This is a genomic window from Ligilactobacillus apodemi DSM 16634 = JCM 16172 (genome assembly GCF_001434405.1).
GTDB lineage: Bacteria > Bacillota > Bacilli > Lactobacillales > Lactobacillaceae > Ligilactobacillus > Ligilactobacillus apodemi.
On the sequence record NZ_AZFT01000053.1, the window covers coordinates 844,550 to 861,555 of the forward strand.

Sequence of the window (17,006 nt, forward strand, 5' to 3'; positions counted from 1 at the left end):
GGGCCAGCTCTTAGCCTTCAAGCAACTCATTTATGACCTTGATCAAGCGGTCCGCTGCATCTGGCACACCAGCTTTTTTAGCATTTTGTGCCATTTGTGCTTGCTTTTTAGGATCAGCTAACATTACTTGAATATTGTCAAATAATGTTTCTGCGTTCAAACCACTTTCCTTGATCATTAAGGCGGCCTCTTTGTTAACTAGGCTTTGAGCATTTTTAGTTTGATGATCGTGTGTCACATACGGACTAGGGATCAAGATCGCCGGAATACCTAAAGCAGTTATTTCAGCCAAACTAGTTGCGCCAGCCCGTCCTACAATAACAGTGATCTCAGGTAAGATCGAAGGCATATCCGCAATGTAAGGTTCGATCACGACGTTTTCTGGCAAATCCTTTGCCAATGGATCTTTCATGATCTCATCGTAATGAACTCGGCCAGTTACAAATAACACTTGATATGGTTGGCCTTTGAACTTTTTGATTGCAGCTAAGCTAGCCCGATTGATCCCTAAAGCTCCACGCGAACCACCAAAAATCAAAACGGTTGGACGTTTGGGGTCAAGATGATACTCTTTTAAGCGTCCACTCTTTTTCATCTTTGCTACTTGTTGTGCTCGTGGATTACCAGTAAAGACAACTTTTTTCGCTGGAAATTCGCTTGCGACATCATCAAAGCAGATTCCGATCTTATCCACAAAGTGACTCAAGAACTTATTTGTCACCCCAGCAACGCTATTTTGTTCATGGATGATCGTTTTTACCTTCAATCTTGAAGCTGCATAAACAACTGAGCCACAAACATATCCACCCGTACCAATAACAACATCTGGGTTAAATTCACGAATGATTTTTTTTGAGTCTTCAACACTCTTCAAGAAAAGATAGACCGTTTTAAAGTTTTCAAATGAAAGTGACCGTTTAAATCCTTGGATCTCGATCGTCTTAAACGGGATCCCTGCGTTAGGAACGATTTTACTTTCTAGCCCTTTTTTAGTACCAACATACAAAACCTCAGTGTCAGGTTGTTGTTGCTTTATCGCTTCAATGAGCGCAAGTGCCGGATAGATGTGACCACCCGTACCGCCCCCTGATACTAATAATCTCATACTTACTTTTCCTCTTTTTCTAATTTTTCGACCGCTTCAATAAATTTATCGCCACGTTCTTCAAAAGTTTTCCATTGATCCCAACTAGCACATGCGGGTGATAATAAGATCGTGTCACCAGGTTGGCTAGCTTGATATGCTAACGGTACTGCATCAACAACATTATTAGCTTCAATGATCATTTCTACGCCGGCTGCTTTAGCCGCATCTTTTAACAATTCTTTTGTTTCGCCAAATAAAACAACCGCATGAACATTTTTTTGCAAATAAGGGATCAAGCGTTCAAACGTAAAGCCACGGTCTAACCCCCCAGCTAATAAAACGATTGGAGTATTAAAACCAGCTAATGCTTTTTCAGTTGCTTCAATGTTAGTTGCTTTTGAATCGTTATAGAATTTACGATCATTAAACGTTGTTACATATTGTGTCCGGTGTCTTACACCAGAAAATGTAGTCAACACTTCTACGATCGCTTCGTTTGAAATACCTTCAATTTTTGCTACTGCAATTGCAGCCAAAGCATTTTCCAGGTTATGTGTCCCAGGTACTTTGATGTCAGCTGCATCCATAATTTTTTCGTCTTTAAAATAAAGTAAACCGTTAAGCTCATAGGCTCCTTCTTTAGTAAAGGCCGTGCGTGAAAATGGCACGATCTTAGCCTTAGCTTGTTGGCTTAAATTGCGCCACTCTTCGTCATCATAGTTAACTACAAAATAATCAGCTTCAGTTTGGTTTTTCAAAATTCTCAACTTAGCTTTGATATAATTTTCACGCGAACCATGATAATCAGTATGAGCTTCATAAATATTAGTCAACACAGCGATCTTGGGATGGAGTTCCGTGATCCCCATCAATTGGAAACTCGAAAGTTCCATGACCAAAGTATCGTTTGCCGTTGCTTTTTTAGCAGTTTCTGTCGCTGGGATCCCAATGTTACCACAAGGATAAGCTTTGGCATTTTTAGCATTTTGATTAAGCATTAATGCGATCAAAGTCGTAGTTGTCGTTTTACCATTAGTACCGGTCACACCTACAAGCTGTGCATCTGAAATTTCATAGGCTAATTCTGGTTCAGTAATGATCGTTAAGCCTAGCTCCTGTGCGCGTGCGATCAACGGATTACTATACGGGATCCCAGGATTTTTCACGATCAGTTCTGCATCGTCCAATAAACTCAAAGGATGCGAGCCTACCACAACTTTGATACCATCATTTTCTAAATCTGCTACTACTTGCTTATCTTGGGGTACATTTTTGTCATTAATTGTAACATCTGCACCTAATTCTTTTAAAAGATATGCTGCATGGATCCCACTTTTGCCTAAACCCACAACCAAAACATGTTTATTTTGATACTTAACTACATTTTTCATATTAAAGACTTCCTTAAATTAAACTATTGCCACTACTGCAATAATAGCTGCAACTAAACCAATTGCCCAAAATGTTAAATCAATGCGCCATTCACTCCAACCTGATTTTTCAAAATGATGATGGATCGGACTCATCTTAAAAATACGTTTACCGGTCAGTTTGAACGAAGTAACTTGCAAAATAACACTGGCAGTTTCAATTACAAAAATGATCCCGATCACAAGTAAGGATAATTCATGGCGCACTAGGATCGAAACAGCGGCTAAGCCACCACCTAAAGCTAATGAACCGGTATCCCCCATGAAAATTTTCGCTGGTTTATGGTTGAAACCTAAAAAGGCGATCAAAGCACCAATAACAGCTAAACAAAAGATCAAGACATCATATTGAACCTGATGATATGCAATGATCGCATAAGCACCATATGCAATGATCGCTTGGCCTGAAACTAATCCATCTAAGCCATCAGTTAAATTGACCGCATTGGAAAAGCCGACCAACCAAAAGAGTACAAATAAAATATAAAGTGTACCTAATCGAATATCATGCCCAAAAAATGTGAGTGAAAATGGGAGACCTTCATGCATATAAACAATTAAAAAGATCACCCCACCTAAAATTTGTCCCAACAATTTTTGCAACGGAGTCAAGCCTTCATTTTGTTTTCTCCATAGTTTGATCGAATCATCAAAAAAGCCTAAAAAACCATAAAGTAACAAGATGAAGTCTAAAACTAAGATCTTTGGTCCTAAATCATGCAACCAAATTGGGACCCAGATCCCCGTAATGATGATCGCCAAGTTAAAAACAAAACCACCCATCGTCGGGGTCCCGGCTTTTGCTTTATGCCAGGTAGGTCCATCTTCACGGATCATTTGCCCTTGATTTTTTTTATGTGCATAGCTGATAAATACCGGTGTAAATAAAGCAGTTAGGATTAAACTACTGATCACCGGGATCAACATTTGAAAAACAGTCATTATATTTTTCCTTCCTCTTTTTTTACTACCATTTTAACTTAAAGTAATGGTTAATTTAGAATTCTTAGTAATTGTTGTGCCAGCGGCAATGCTTTGCTTAGTTACGTAACCACTACCCTTAACAGTTATCTTGATTCCTGTTAAGCTAGCAAGTTTTGAAACATCGCGGCGTGACCAACCAGTTACATCTGGCATAGTCATTTTACCACTTGTTAATAAAATAACGCGCTCGCCAGTTAAAATTGTTGTACCAGCTGTTTGTGATTGTTTCGTGACGGTCTTGCCACTTCCGATCACAGTAACCGTTAAGCCACTCTTCTTTAAGGTCTTTTTCGCCTTCGTGGCTGATGTGCCCGTAACGTCTGGTACCGTTACTTGGGTACTTTCACTACTTGAATCACTCGACTCTTCTAATACACGTTTCATTAACGGATTAAAGATCGAAGCTAACATTTGACCTTCCGTTTGATTAGCGAAAGTTTTTGGCTGTTTCATTGTAATGTACAAAATATACTTAGGATTATCGATCGGCGCCATCCCAGCTACCGAGAATAAATAATTAGTCTCACCGGTCAAATAACCTGTCCCACTTGAATTAGCAATCTGTGCCGTCCCGGTTTTTACCCCGACATCATAGCCATCGATCTTATAGGCTGTCCCAGTACCGTTTTCACTAGTAACAACATCTTGCATCATTGAACGTACCGTTTTAGCGGTCGAACTGCTGATCGGAGTCCCAACAACCTTAGTACTTTGCGAAGAAATAGTTTTACCAGTGTTTGAATCCACGACCTTACTTACTAAATAAGGCTTGACCATTTTACCGTTATTGGCGATCGCCGACATTGCTTGAAGCATTTGGAACACTGTGACGTTGATCCCTTGACCAAAAGCAGTATTGGCTTGTTCAAACGGATAATTATACTCAATGCTTCCAGACGCTTCGGTTCCTAAACCAGCATTAGTCGATTTTAGTAAACCAAATTTCTTGATATATTTTAGCCAAACTTTTGCACCCATAGCTTGCTCTAATTTAGCCATTCCGACATTAGATGAGCGAATGAAACCTTCACGATAAGTTATCTCACCCCAACCTGCTGAATTCCAATCGCTGATCGTTTGCCCATCAATTTGGTAGGTTCCCGACTTAAAGGTCGAACTAGCATTGTAATTTCCACTATTTATCGCAGCTGCCATGGTCAAGATCTTCATGATCGAACCAGGTTCATAGGCATCTTCTAATAAGATATTACGCCACATTGCGCTCAAACCCGAACCAGTTTGTGGGTTAAAGGTCGGTCTTTGACTGGCCGCAATTATTTCACCCGTTTTGGCATTCATCAAAACAGCTGTCATTGACTTAGGTTTATACGTCTTTTGAGCTTTACTCATTAAAGTCTCAAGATAAGTTTGTGTTCGCGTATCTAAAGTCGTATAAACATTAGCCCCGTTCTTAGCTTTTTTGGACTTCTTCTTTGAATTTGGCAAAGTCGTTCCCCGCGAATCGATCGTCGAGTTATTTACGCCATCGACCCCTGTCAGTTGCTTATTAAAGACTTTTTCAAGTCCCATGACCCCAACTAAACTTGAGTTTTCATTTTCAGCTAACCCAATCAAGTGTGAGGCAAAAATTCCATTTGGATACAAACGAGCTTGCGAAGAAGTAAACTTGATCCCACTGATTTTGGCAGCTTCAATCTTTTTCTTAGTTTCCATGGAAATGTTTTTCCCTTTATTTCCAAGTTCTACCTGATAAAGACCATCACTAGAATTGAAGAGTTTCTTCAAAGTCGTTTTGCTGATCCCTAAATATTTATTTAAAACATTAATTGCTTTTGTCTTTTGTGAATCTTGCAAATAGTCCGGTTTTCCATCCGAAGTCTTCGCTGTTTTAGATAAGACAACGTAAATCGAATACGTTGTCGTGTCCTCAGCAATCGGCTGATTATTTGCATCGTAAATCGTCCCACGTGTTGCCTTGATCACAGTTTTTTCGGCATACATCGCCTGTGCTAATTTAGTCAAGTTTTTATTATGGGCAGTATGGGTAATTGCCACATAAAAAAAACGACCAATAAATGTAATGAAGACGAGGGTAACGATAAAAAATAGCGCTCTGCCAAAATAACTTCGGTTTCGTTGATCTTTTTTTACATTTATTTGCCGTTTTTTAATTCTCATTTAGTAACATTCCTTATGTTTTGATCATTCATAGTTAAGCCAACTTTCTTAGCAATTTTCATCAACCGCGAACGACTTGATAACTCACTAATTTCTTCTTTCATATTGGCATTTGAAGTCTGCAAAACTGAGACTTTCTGATTGATAGTTTGGATTTTAGCTTGAACTGATGTTACCGTCGTATTCGACCAAATAACTAAACAAGCCATTGCCATCACTAATACCCCAAGCCCAATAAACGCATTTCTTTCTGCTTTAAAATACGGATTTTTATTAGGTTGTTTTGCTTTACGCACTTTAGGTGATCGTTCAACTTTGGTTTGTGGTGTTTGAGGTTGAGCCTCAAATCTCTTAGCAGCTGATTGTTCCAAATCTTCACATCCTTTACTTTATTTTTTCAATGGCTCTCAGCTTTGCAGAATGAGCACGATGATTTGCTTCTAGCTCTGCTTTCGTTGGTAAAATAGGTTTTCTAGTCACTACTTTATATTCTGGTTCAAACTCTGCGGGAATCACAGGTAATCCTACGGGAATTTCTGGCAGACTTGATTTTTCTTTAAACATGGTCTTTACTAAACGATCTTCTAGAGATTGGAAAGTAATAACACTGATCCTACCGCCAACATTTAATATTTCTAAGGCTTGCTCCAATGATTCTTCAAGGGCACCAAGTTCATCATTAACAGCGATCCTAACTGCTTGAAATACTTTTTTAGCTGGATGTCCACCCTTACGTCTTGCTTTAGCAGGAATACCTGCTTTAATAAGTTCAACTAACTCACCAGTCGTTTCGATCGGTGCTTGCTTACGCTGTGCTTCGATCCGACGAGCGATCGATTTAGCAAATTTTTCTTCACCATATCTAGCAAAAATCCGAACTAAATTTTGATAAGACCATTCATTAATAATCTTTTTAGCCGTTAAAGCTTGGGTTTGATCCATTCGCATATCAAGTATTGCATCATGTTGATAACTAAAGCCTCGTTCCCCCACATCAAACTGTGGTGACGAAACCCCTAAGTCATATAAGATCCCATCCACTTTGAAAATACCGTACTCAGCTAAACAACTCTTTAAATTACGAAAATTACTTTTAATAAAGGTCAATTTCCCGGTTTCAAGGTTATTTTTTAATCTACCTGTATTATAGTCGATCGCTGTTTGATCTTGATCAAATGAGAATAGTCGCCCCTCATCCGAAAGTTTCGACAGAATCAAACTTGTATGACCTCCCCCACCTAAGGTACAGTCCACATAAACGCCATTTGGCTTAATATCAAGTTGTTCGACTGCTTCATTTAATAACACAGTCACGTGCTTAAATTCCGTCATTTTTGATCCCTACAGCTTTCATCTTTCTTCCTATATAACAAGTATTATCATCTATCAATTAATTATAACTAACAAATAATCAGTGCGAGTAGATAAATATGTATTAAATTAGATGTTATACAATTAAATATTACCATAGTTCGATATTTTCAACCACTATAATAGCTAACAATTTGGTGTTTTTTATCAAACGTTTTACATATTTAAAAATTATTATCTGCAATTTTCAAAATTTACTAAAGAAATCCAGTTTCTTGTGCTGTTTTGATAAACAATAAAACGCAATAAACGAGTAACATTAAGATATCTAAAGTCCGCCAATATACAACAATAAAGCGTTTCAAACGAAAATCATCTTCCATGTATACTAAATAAACTGTTAAGGCTAAACCATATGCACTCACTGCAAACGCTAAAAATGGCAACAACGAAAGCCCTGTCAACTCTACGGATAGTTGAGCGATCGCCACAACCAAAAATAACATCATGATGTCGACTACTCTAAGTTTTTTAGGCCAGATTTTCTTTAGATATCGTTTCAAAAAAGACAGTACTATCCATAGTAAAATTAGACTAATTGGTGTTACATACCAAGCCTCTAGCACTTCTAACATGTTTATCATCCTTAATTGTAAAATATTACTCTCATTATACCAATCATTTTTAGCACAAATCAATTTTTATTTGTTTGACATCTTCTAGCGATTAACGGTATAGTGGTAGTAAAAATTTGAAAGGTGTAATTTAACGTGAGAGAAAAAAAGAAACGCACAACGTTCCAAAAAATCACGATGGTCGTTGTTTGGCTAATGTTGATCTTTACATTAGCTAGCTTGATCTTGGGATCGTTTAGTGCCTTTTTCTAAAAGTCACACAAAAAAGAACTCCTTAACTCGACTGGTTAAGAAGTTCTTTTTTATTTTATTTCAAATATTTTGCCATAAAGTCGCCAACTTTTTTAGTATATGCACTTGGATCTTCATAGTATGACATCCCATGAGCTGCACCTTTTACGACCCAGAGTTCCTTTTTACCCTTAGAAGCTTGATAGTTTTGATAGACCATTCTTGTCGGGACAAACGTATCCTTACTTCCGTGGATAAAGAGTGTCGGCAAATTATTTTTCTTTAATTGGGCGGTTGCACTACCCTCTTTAAAATTAAAACCAATAAATGGATGAGCGAGCCAACTAGCAGTAGTTAAGATCGGTTCTTTTGGTAAGCCAAATTGGGCAGTCAACTGTTCACCTAATTCTTCATAGATCGAAGAATAGCCACAATCTTCTACAATTACTTTAACTTGTTTAGGTAACTTTTCACCACTAAGCATCATAACTGTTGCCCCACCCATGCTTACACCAAAAAGACCAATTTCTGAATTTTTACCATTTTTAGCAATAACTTCATTGAGCCATTTCTTATAATCCAAGCGATCTAACCAACCAAAAGTAATAAAAGTACCTTCACTTCTTCCAGCAGCCCGATCGTCTGGCGCTAATACGTTATAGCCTAGATCATGAAACATTCTGATATAACTCGCCATTCGTGTACTGTTTTCACGGTAGCCATGAGCTATGACGATCGTTTTGTTAGTTTTTTTAGTAGCTGGTACATAAGTTGCTTTTAACGTTAATTTACCATCATAAGATTTTTCCGTCCATGTTTGCTTGGAAACTTGTTTTAGCCAGGCTTGATCTTTTTTTAAGATCTTAGCTTTTTTAGCCGCTGGTGCCCCTAAACTAGCTGAGTCTCTAACGAAAGCATAGTTGACTAAATATGCATTTACGCCTAAAAATGCTATGGCCAATAGCCCAATTATGATCGTAATTATTTTTTTCTTCCGTTTTTTCATGCCCTATAAAAATTCCTTTTTACAAAATAGGTGATAACAATCTGGAGAAATATTGCTTAAATTTACGCCAACTAGATTGTTTATCAAAGTATTCTGGAGTTAATTTAGTACATTTATCCAAATCGGCTTCAAAGAGCCCCTTTAGTTTTTTGGCTAGAGTACGGTCATAACAAAAGGCATTTGCTTCAAAGTTTAATTTGAAACTTCTAAAGTCTACGTTAGCCGAACCAACCGAGGAAAGTTGGGAATCAACAACAAAAGTTTTGGCATGAATAAAGCCAGCATCATACTTATAGACTTCAACACCCTTACTTACTAAATATTTAGCATAGTACTCAGTTGCGCGGTAAACAAAGGCATGGTCTGGCATACATGGAATCATGATCTTAACATCGACCCCAGACTTAGCTGCCACAACTAAGGCTTCTAAGACAGAATCATCAGGGATCAAGTAGGGCGTTTGAATGTAGATGTAGTCATTAGCCCGACTGATCAATTTTAAATAGCCCTTCTTGATCGCTTCAACTTCACTATCTGGACCAGAAGAAACAATTTGGATCCCAATATTGCCCTTTTGACGTTGCAATGGGAAATAAGTTTCACTGTATTTAACGGGTTCTTTGCCTTTAACGTTTTTGATCGTTGCATTCCAGTCCATTAAAAAGCGTGATTGCATTGAAATGACCGCATTACCAACTACGCGCAAATGCGTATCACGCCAATAACCAAACTTTTCAGTCCGACTCAAATATTGGTCCCCAATGTTAAAGCCACCAATATAGCCGATTTTTCCGTCAATAATCGCTAGCTTGCGGTGTTCACGATAATTGATCCGCGGACTGTGGATCAACGCTTTTTTGTAAGCAAAGAATGGTTGTGCTTCGCCACCTAAAGCTTCTAGCTTGTTAAAGAAATCACGCGCTTGCCCCCGCGAACCCATGCTATCATAGATGATCCGCACTTTGACGCCACGCTTAGCTGCATCTTCTAAGCTCTTGAGAATTTTATGACCGATCCGATCACTGAAAAAGGAATAATACTCTAAATGAACATGATGTTTAGCATGTTCGATATCTGTGATCAATTGCGCAAACTTATCATGTCCATCAATATAGACATCAACTTGATTATTTTTAGTTAAGATCGCATGGTCTGTTTCTAACAAGAGATGAACGGTTTGCCGAACTTCATGTGTCCGGAGGCCTTCTGGCAATAATTCTTCTTCTTTCCACTGTTCCTTTTGTAATTCAACTAATTGGTCTAACCCCAGACGCTTTTGCATCTTTAAATCAAACATCTTTTCTTTCGATATTTTTTTACCAACTAGTAAATAAATCCCAAAACCAATAACAGGTAAAAGATTTAAAACTAATAACCACGCCCAAGTTGCTGTAATATCACGCGGTTCTTTAAAGACCGTAATGATCGCCGCAATAATATTTAGCAGCAAAATAATACTGAGAATTCCTACTACATTAATCAACTTAACTTTCCATCCCTTCAAAATAGGTTCATTATGAGTATACACTCAATGTTTTTTTATGTCAGTTCAAAACTTAAATTCCCCATCAAGAGTTCATTAATTGGTATTTGTATTAGTTGTCCCAAACCACTTTTTATTTAAGCGATCGATCGTCCCATTTTCTTTTAAAATCTTAAGCGCACGATTGATCTTCTTTCTTAATGTCTTATCGCCTTTACGCATCCCCACTACAAAAGATTCAGAAGCAAAACCTGTTTTTACCGTTCGATAACTACTTGGGTCTGATTTATGTGAAACATAGTAGTTCGCATAAACACTATCGATCAAGAGCCCTTGAATCCGGTTGACATCAAGGTCCATAAACGCATTATTAAAAGTATCGTATTGAATGGCTTCTTTAACATATTGTTTCAAGACCTTAGGTTGGTCGATATAGGCTTGATAACCCGAAGATCCACTTTGAAGCCCCAAGATCTTACCTTTCATATCTGCGGTAGAAGTAATATTTTGTGCTGTTTTTGTAACTAAAACTTGCTCATTTGTTAAATATGGATCACTAAAGGCCACATTTTTTGCTCTTGAAGTTGTCTTAGTGTAACCATTCCAAATCAGATCGATCGTTTGATTACGTAATTCCGTTTCTTTCATTGACCAATCGATCGTTTGAAAATCAGGCGTGATGCCATATAATTTGAAAACTGCTTTAGCTAAATCGATATCGTAGCCTACCAATTTCCCATTTTTTTCCCGAAATCCCATCGGAACGAAACTATCGTCTAAACCGATCACGACTTTCTTTTTGGCCACGATTTGTGACCAAGTATCAGTTGTATCGGCTTTTTTCTTAACGTTTGTACACCCAGAAAGACTCATGACCAGGAATAAGCCGAAAAAAAGGGCGACAAATTTTACATATCTTTTCATTTGCTCTCATTCCTTTAATTACTCAATGGCTTAACTTTCAAAATATCATCTGCAATCTCTTTTGCAAACTCAATATCGTGAGTAACGATGATCTGCGTCATTTTTTCTTTTTTTAGGTCTAAAATGATCTCTTTAACAGTATCTCTTAGACCAGGATCAAGGGCTGACGTGGGCTCATCATAGCATAAGATCTGTGGTTTCATCGCTAAAGCGCGTGCAATCGCGACCCGTTGTTTTTGTCCACCTGATAATTGCCAAGGGTATAGGTTACCTTTATCACCAAGTGCTAATTTTTTTAATAACTCATTAGCTTCACGCGTAGCTGTTTCTTTATCTTTTTTCAAAACCATTTGTGGCGCTAACATCACATTTTCTAAAACGGTCAAATGTGGAAAAAGATTATATTCTTGAAATACCACCCCGATCACCGCTTCGTTATTGGAATTAACATAGGGATCAAATTCCTTGCCATTTACTAAAATCTTGCCACTATCAATTTGCTCTAAACCACTAATGCATCGTAGTAAAGTGGTCTTACCACCACCAGATTGACCAACGATACACAAGATCTTGCCATCTTCAATGGTTAAATCAACATGATCTAAGATCGTCCGTTCACCAAACTTTTTAGTAATTTGTTGTAACTCTAGCATTTTAATATCCCTCCTTTATTTCCAATAACTGTAGTGTTGTTCGATTTTCTTTAGCACATAGGTGAAAAAGGCTGTCATCAACAAATACATTAAACTTACTAAGATCAATGGCACCAAAGTCACATCACGACTTGTAGCCACATTTCCGGCCCGTAAAAGATCACCTAGACCGATCACATAAACTAAACTTGAGTCTTTAACTAAATTGATAACTTCATTACCAATCGAAGGGATCACGATTTTCATCACTTGAGGTGCAATGATCTTTCTGATCGTTTGCCAATAATTTAAGCGCAATACCTTAGCACTTTCATATTGTCCCTTATCGATCGATTGTAAACCGCCCCGAAAGATTTCTGCAAAATAAGCCGTGTAATTTAAAATAAATGCAACTAAAGCTGCTTCATAACGTGGTAAAACGATCCCCGTGCCCAAAAGTGGCAAACCGTAAAAGACAAAGATCAATTGGAGCAACAATGGCGTCCCTCGCATCAACCAAACATAAATACCTAATATTTTTTGTAAAATTTTAAATGGCGAGATCATGCCCAAAGCAACGATCAACCCTAAAGGTAATGAGCCAACTAAAGTCCAAAAAAAGATCGATAAAGTCACGCCCATCCCTGAAAACAACGAAGGCATAATTTCTAAAATATAATCCATATAAGTATCACTCCATTTCATTAAAATAAAAAACGCCCTCCTAGATCAATGATCTAAGAGGGCGTCTTCCGCGGTTCCACCTCATATTCACTTGCTTTTCACAAAACAAGCCTCAGTGAGTTAATAAACTCAAGAATAACGGTCTTTAGCCGAACGTACCTACTCTAAGTTCAATACGCCAATTCACGGATGTGGTTCAAAAGCCTATTCTCTATCCTTTTCAGCTACCAGATAGTCTCTTTTCCAGAAATCAACTTTCTACTCTTCCGCTCATAATCGTTTAATAATTTTTCATAAAGATTAACATGGATACCATTTTATGTCAATGAGAAATTAATTATTTCCGTCTAAACCATGAACCCATTTTGTGGAAAAATCCGCCACGTTCTTGCTCTTTCAAAGTCATCAAAGGAACTGTTTCCCCTTCAAGACGGCGCGCAATATTGCGATACCCTTTAGAAGCTTCTGACTTTTCATCTAAGATGACTGGCTCACCTTTATTAGAAAAACCGATCACATTATCATCATCAAAAACGATCCCGATCAATTTGATCGATAAGTGGCGCGTAATTTCATCAACATCCATCATCTGACCGTCATTGACCATTTTTTTCTTGATTCGATTGATAATCAACATTGGTGGTTCATCTAGACTTTGTTGTTCTAACAAGCCAACTACGCGATCGGCATCACGAACTGCAGAAATTTCTGGCGTTGAAACTACGATCGCTTCATCAGCACCAGCAACAGCATTGGCAAACCCTTGCTCGATCCCAGCTGGGCAATCTAAGAGAACATAGTCAAACTCGGAGCGTAATTCATCGACGATTGCTTTTGCTTCGGTTGGTTCAAGCGCAGACTTATCCGTGTTTTGCGCTGCAGGCAAAAGAAACAGCTTATCTTCAAAGCGTTTATCTTTGATCAAAGCTTGTGGTAACTTTGCTCTCCCCTTAGCAACATCAACAATGTCATAAATGATACGATTGTCCAAGCCCAAGATCACATCAAGATTTCTTAAACCGATATCAAGATCGACCAAACATACTTTTTTACCCATAAGTGCTAAAGCGGCACCTAAATTGGCAGTTGTAGTCGTTTTGCCGACACCGCCTTTACCTGATGTAATAACAATCGATTTACCCATTTAAAACCCTCCTACTTGTGTAAAAATTTTCGGTCTGAGCGTCTTTAGTTCCGATAATGTAGTGTAGCTCACGGCATGCAGGTCATTTACATAAGCCACTACATTTTTCTCCTGCTTATCTGTTTCGATAATGTCAACTAGATCGCTGATCCGAATTTGTTGTGCTTCTTTGAAATTACCCGCAATAACAGCAATTACGTTATCTCGATAGCCAGCATGCAAGACACCTTCAACAGAGCCCAACACAAAAATACTGCCCGTAGCTTGTAAAATACCGCCTTTATGGACATTTCCTAAAAATAACACGTCACCAGTGATCGTTTTTACTTGACCATTACGGATCGTGTCAGTATTTAAGTGGACCGTATGTTCTTCCATAAATTCTAAAGCATCTTCAGTTCGAATAACATCTGAAACAAATTTATGGATCGAAAAACGTTGGTAATTGCCGACTAATTTTTCGATTTTTTGTTTTTGTTTAGCATCTAACAAGCGATTACCTGAGTTAACGGTAAAAGAAACTTGTTTTTCTTCTTCGATCGTATCTAATTGAAGTTTTCGAAACAAATCTTTTAGTTCAACTAAAATCTTATCAAAGTCGGCATTATCTCTAAGTATCAGTTCGTAGCCATCTTTATAACCTTTTAATACAGCTGCCTGCATCAGCGTGCACACTCCTTTTTATCTCAAGAGAATTTTTCAAAGAAATTTTTTATTGGAATATATAGTATCGCAAACCACGCTAGATTATACGCAAGTGTCGGTCCTAGATCAGCGACAAAAAAGTCCGCCAAACTGATATTAGCTAACCCGATCAATGAATTAGCCAAAAATGCTAGAGCCGATACTAGCGTTAAATCTATCAGATATATTAATAGTACCACAAGGAATGAAGAAGTAAAAAAACGACACACTTGCCGATTTAAATAAACCACTAACGGGAAAATGATCATATAGATCCCTAAGATCCCCGTATAATACATATCAAATATCAAGCCTGCGACAAAAGCCCATAGCATCAAGCGATCCACTTCACCATAAAAAATCGCCATCACTAACCAAAGTAAAACTAGCAGACTTTCGATCGAAATCCCGCCAGTAAAAAATTCGCGCGCAAATACATTACTTAAAGATCCATCTAAAAAGATAAATATTAACAAACCAATAGGAAAATAATACCGCATATTATAATTTTTCATGCTTTTACTCCTATCTAATCTGTTCTCTTAGCCACAGTTACGACACTTAGATCGGTCAGATCTGCAGCAGGTTTAATATAAACTTTCGTTGCTAAACCGTCGTCATCATCTGCAGTACTTGCAACGGTTCCGACTAACAGACCTTTAGGGGTATTTCCACCCATTCCTGAAGTAATAACTTTTGTATTTTTCTTGATTTTTGTTTTAGAAGTGATCTGTCCCATTACCAATAAGTTTTTCTTGCTATTGTAATCAGTGATCAACCCATTGATAACTTCACCATTTACTTCCAATTGAACCGCAAAACGGTCAGAAGAATCATTTTGAGTCGTGATCAACTCAACTTTACTGTTAGATTTATTGACCTCAACAACACGACCAACCAAACCTTTGTTAGAAACAACGGCCGAATTCTTCGTTACACCTGATAATGAACCTTTTGAGATCACGATTTGATTTTCCCAGGTTGAAGGAGAACGTGATAAGACATAAGCCGTGATCTTCGTATAATTAGTTAAGCTCTTATTAAGCTTAAGTTGTTGTTTTAATTGCTTATTTTCCTTTTCCAAAGTTTGATTTTCAACTTTTTGTGAAGCTAAGCTATCGACCTGTTGCTTAAGCTTTTTGTTTTCATTATACGTATTCAACAGATCAGAAACATTACTACCTACACTAGTTACCGCTGCTACTGGGTAACTAACAAGTCGATCGACCAAACCAAATGCTTCATTTCCTATTTGCTGGATGATCGTTGGCGTCGAGCGATTATTCCGAACTACGATTGAAAAAGTAATCAGCAAGAAACTAACGATCAGTGCTACTAATGTAATAACGAGCTTTTTATTGAAAAAAAACTTCTGCATAAAACGCCTCCTGGATCTGATAAAATTTGCGCTAAAAATTAAGAGGCTGGACGACTAAACCCCAACCTCCTAAATTTAGACTTAACCGCCTATCTTATCTTTTCTTCATAACATCGATACTCTTTAATGATTCCCCAGTTCCGACTGCAACACAGTCCAATGGATCTTGTGCTACAAAGACGGGAACTTTTGTTGCTTCGGAGATCACATCTGGTAAGTGACGTAATAAAGCACCACCACCAGTTAAAACGATACCATGATCAATAACATCAGCTGCAATTTCAGGAGATGTTTCTTCGAGCGTTTCTTTGATCGCTGTAATAATTTCTTGGACAACTTCTTGAATTGCTTCAGCGACATCTTGTGGACGAATTTCGATCGTCTTAGGTAAGCCTGTTACTAAGTCACGACCACGAATCGTTTGGCTATCTAATTCTTTAGCAGCTTCAACTGATGCAGATGCAACATTGATCTTCAATTGTTCTGCTGTCCGTTCACCGATCAATAAGTTGTAGTTCTTACGTACATAATAAATAATCGAATCATCGATCTTATCGCCTGCCATACGGATCGAACGACTTGAAACGATCCCACCAAGAGAGATCGTAGCCACGTCTGTGGTACCACCACCGATATCAACGACCATGCTACCGGTTGGATCCATTACAGGTAGACCTGCACCGATCGCAGCAGCAAATGGTTCTTCGATCACGTAAGCATCTTTAGCGCCAGCTACTCGAGTTGCATCAATTACAGCACGTTTTTCAACTTCTGTTACCCCACTTGGTACACAAACCATTACGTAAGGCTTAGCGCTCTTGCTACCAACAGCTTTTTCAATATAATATTTCATCATAGATACAGTTGTATCATAATCAGCAATAACACCGTCTTTCATTGGACGGATTGCTACGATACTAGCTGGTGTACGCCCGATCATATCGCGCGCCTCTGAACCAACTGAGACAACTTCACCAGTTTTAGTATTTTTAGCTACGACTGAAGGTTCGCGTAACACAATTCCTTTATTTTCAGCATAAACGATCGTGTTTGCCGTCCCTAAGTCGATCCCAATATTTTTTGTTCCGATTCCGAACACGTTGTTTCATCCCTTCACAAACTCTAATTACGAGCCCTTATTTCAAGATATTCTAATTGTAACATTGAATAGCCCTGTTTCCAACATATTTTCATGTTTTTGCCACGCCGATATTATATCATAAAACTGGCAATTAAATTAGACTTTGTCCAGTA

Annotated in this window: 18 protein-coding genes and 1 other annotated feature; of the genes, 1 reads left to right on the top strand and 17 read right to left on the bottom strand. The window is 38.0% G+C overall.

Annotation, left to right across the window (positions count from 1 at the left end):
- Positions 1-10: 10 nt before the first annotated feature.
- From murG to FC32_RS09490, 7 genes are all read right to left on the bottom strand, one after another.
- A complete protein-coding gene (gene murG / locus FC32_RS09460; RefSeq protein ID WP_025086868.1) occupies positions 11-1,105 on the bottom strand; it encodes an undecaprenyldiphospho-muramoylpentapeptide beta-N-acetylglucosaminyltransferase in 1,095 nt (364 codons plus the stop codon).
- Positions 1,106-1,107: 2 nt separating this feature from the next.
- On the bottom strand, positions 1,108-2,478 hold the full coding sequence (gene murD, locus FC32_RS09465) for a UDP-N-acetylmuramoyl-L-alanine--D-glutamate ligase (RefSeq protein WP_025086867.1): 1,371 nt from the start codon (positions 2,476-2,478) through the stop codon (positions 1,108-1,110).
- A gap of 18 nt (positions 2,479-2,496) precedes the next feature.
- A complete protein-coding gene (mraY, locus tag FC32_RS09470; RefSeq protein ID WP_025086866.1) occupies positions 2,497-3,459 on the bottom strand; it encodes a phospho-N-acetylmuramoyl-pentapeptide-transferase in 963 nt (320 codons plus the stop codon).
- A 33-nt stretch (positions 3,460-3,492) separates the two neighbouring features.
- Entirely contained in the window at positions 3,493-5,640 is a 2,148-nt protein-coding gene (locus FC32_RS09475) for a penicillin-binding transpeptidase domain-containing protein (protein ID WP_056957416.1), read from the bottom strand.
- A complete protein-coding gene (ftsL, locus tag FC32_RS09480; RefSeq protein WP_025086865.1) occupies positions 5,637-6,011 on the bottom strand; it encodes a cell division protein FtsL in 375 nt (124 codons plus the stop codon). Before ftsL ends, FC32_RS09475 begins: the two co-directional genes overlap by 4 nt.
- A 13-nt stretch (positions 6,012-6,024) precedes the next feature.
- Complete coding sequence (rsmH, locus tag FC32_RS09485) at positions 6,025-6,972, bottom strand: 16S rRNA (cytosine(1402)-N(4))-methyltransferase RsmH (protein WP_025086864.1); 948 nt, start codon at positions 6,970-6,972, stop codon at positions 6,025-6,027.
- Positions 6,973-7,208: 236 nt separating this feature from the next.
- The gene (locus FC32_RS09490; protein ID WP_338033179.1) at positions 7,209-7,595 is read right to left on the bottom strand and encodes a DUF3397 family protein; all 387 of its coding nucleotides are present in this window, start codon (positions 7,593-7,595) and stop codon (positions 7,209-7,211) included.
- A gap of 126 nt (positions 7,596-7,721) precedes the next feature.
- Here FC32_RS09490 and FC32_RS10460 point away from each other — a divergent pair, with 126 nt between their 5' ends.
- A complete protein-coding gene (locus FC32_RS10460; RefSeq protein WP_025086862.1) occupies positions 7,722-7,838 on the top strand; it encodes a DUF4044 domain-containing protein in 117 nt (38 codons plus the stop codon).
- A 55-nt stretch (positions 7,839-7,893) separates the two neighbouring features.
- On the opposite strand, the gene FC32_RS09495 is transcribed toward FC32_RS10460, so the two are convergent.
- The 10 genes from FC32_RS09495 to FC32_RS09540 all read right to left on the bottom strand — a co-directional run bounded on the left by FC32_RS09495 (position 7,894) and on the right by FC32_RS09540 (position 16,851).
- Entirely contained in the window at positions 7,894-8,823 is a 930-nt protein-coding gene (locus tag FC32_RS09495; RefSeq protein WP_025086861.1) for an alpha/beta hydrolase, read from the bottom strand.
- Between the two features lie 19 nt (positions 8,824-8,842).
- Positions 8,843-10,306: a cardiolipin synthase gene (gene cls / locus FC32_RS09500; protein ID WP_025086860.1), complete on the bottom strand. Its 1,464-nt coding sequence runs from the start codon at positions 10,304-10,306 to the stop codon at positions 8,843-8,845.
- Between the two features lie 96 nt (positions 10,307-10,402).
- The gene (locus tag FC32_RS09505) at positions 10,403-11,230 is read right to left on the bottom strand and encodes an amino acid ABC transporter substrate-binding protein (protein WP_025086859.1); all 828 of its coding nucleotides are present in this window, start codon (positions 11,228-11,230) and stop codon (positions 10,403-10,405) included.
- Between the two features lie 14 nt (positions 11,231-11,244).
- Positions 11,245-11,883: an amino acid ABC transporter ATP-binding protein gene (locus tag FC32_RS09510; protein ID WP_025086858.1), complete on the bottom strand. Its 639-nt coding sequence runs from the start codon at positions 11,881-11,883 to the stop codon at positions 11,245-11,247.
- A 15-nt stretch (positions 11,884-11,898) separates the two neighbouring features.
- Positions 11,899-12,546 (bottom strand): amino acid ABC transporter permease, encoded by a 648-nt coding sequence (locus tag FC32_RS09515; protein ID WP_025086857.1) that lies wholly within the window; start codon positions 12,544-12,546, stop codon positions 11,899-11,901.
- A 54-nt stretch (positions 12,547-12,600) separates the two neighbouring features.
- Positions 12,601-12,829 (bottom strand) — a binding site (T-box leader).
- Between the two features lie 54 nt (positions 12,830-12,883).
- The gene (gene minD / locus FC32_RS09520) at positions 12,884-13,690 is read right to left on the bottom strand and encodes a septum site-determining protein MinD (protein ID WP_025086856.1); all 807 of its coding nucleotides are present in this window, start codon (positions 13,688-13,690) and stop codon (positions 12,884-12,886) included.
- Positions 13,691-14,353: a septum site-determining protein MinC gene (locus tag FC32_RS09525; RefSeq protein ID WP_035459641.1), complete on the bottom strand. Its 663-nt coding sequence runs from the start codon at positions 14,351-14,353 to the stop codon at positions 13,691-13,693.
- Positions 14,354-14,376: 23 nt separating this feature from the next.
- Positions 14,377-14,889, bottom strand: coding sequence for a rod shape-determining protein MreD (mreD, locus tag FC32_RS09530; RefSeq protein ID WP_025086854.1), 513 nt, complete (start codon positions 14,887-14,889; stop codon positions 14,377-14,379).
- A 14-nt stretch (positions 14,890-14,903) separates the two neighbouring features.
- On the bottom strand, positions 14,904-15,752 hold the full coding sequence (gene mreC, locus FC32_RS09535; RefSeq protein WP_056957417.1) for a rod shape-determining protein MreC: 849 nt from the start codon (positions 15,750-15,752) through the stop codon (positions 14,904-14,906).
- A 94-nt stretch (positions 15,753-15,846) separates the two neighbouring features.
- Positions 15,847-16,851 carry a rod shape-determining protein gene (locus FC32_RS09540; RefSeq protein WP_025086853.1) on the bottom strand — a complete coding sequence of 335 codons (1,005 nt, stop codon included), beginning with the start codon at positions 16,849-16,851 and terminating at the stop codon, positions 15,847-15,849.
- Between the last annotated feature and the right edge of the window lie 155 nt (positions 16,852-17,006).

Bases quoted from the DNA above. Each gene is read 5' to 3' on its own strand.
- FC32_RS09510 (WP_025086858.1), bottom strand. From the start codon at position 11,883: ATGCTAGAGTTACAACAAATTACTAAAAAGTTTGGTGAACGGACGATC.
- mraY (WP_025086866.1), bottom strand. From the start codon at position 3,459: ATGACTGTTTTTCAAATGTTGATCCCGGTGATCAGTAGTTTAATCCTA.
- FC32_RS09495 (WP_025086861.1), bottom strand. From the start codon at position 8,823: ATGAAAAAACGGAAGAAAAAAATAATTACGATCATAATTGGGCTATTG.
- rsmH (WP_025086864.1), bottom strand. From the start codon at position 6,972: ATGACGGAATTTAAGCACGTGACTGTGTTATTAAATGAAGCAGTCGAA.
- murG (WP_025086868.1), bottom strand. From the start codon at position 1,105: ATGAGATTATTAGTATCAGGGGGCGGTACGGGTGGTCACATCTATCCG.
- FC32_RS09525 (WP_035459641.1), bottom strand. From the start codon at position 14,353: ATGCAGGCAGCTGTATTAAAAGGTTATAAAGATGGCTACGAACTGATA.
- murD (WP_025086867.1), bottom strand. From the start codon at position 2,478: ATGAAAAATGTAGTTAAGTATCAAAATAAACATGTTTTGGTTGTGGGT.
- FC32_RS09490 (WP_338033179.1), bottom strand. From the start codon at position 7,595: ATGATAAACATGTTAGAAGTGCTAGAGGCTTGGTATGTAACACCAATT.
- mreC (WP_056957417.1), bottom strand. From the start codon at position 15,752: ATGCAGAAGTTTTTTTTCAATAAAAAGCTCGTTATTACATTAGTAGCA.
- FC32_RS09475 (WP_056957416.1), bottom strand. From the start codon at position 5,640: ATGAGAATTAAAAAACGGCAAATAAATGTAAAAAAAGATCAACGAAAC.
- FC32_RS09505 (WP_025086859.1), bottom strand. From the start codon at position 11,230: ATGAAAAGATATGTAAAATTTGTCGCCCTTTTTTTCGGCTTATTCCTG.
- mreD (WP_025086854.1), bottom strand. From the start codon at position 14,889: ATGAAAAATTATAATATGCGGTATTATTTTCCTATTGGTTTGTTAATA.
- FC32_RS09515 (WP_025086857.1), bottom strand. From the start codon at position 12,546: ATGGATTATATTTTAGAAATTATGCCTTCGTTGTTTTCAGGGATGGGC.
- minD (WP_025086856.1), bottom strand. From the start codon at position 13,690: ATGGGTAAATCGATTGTTATTACATCAGGTAAAGGCGGTGTCGGCAAA.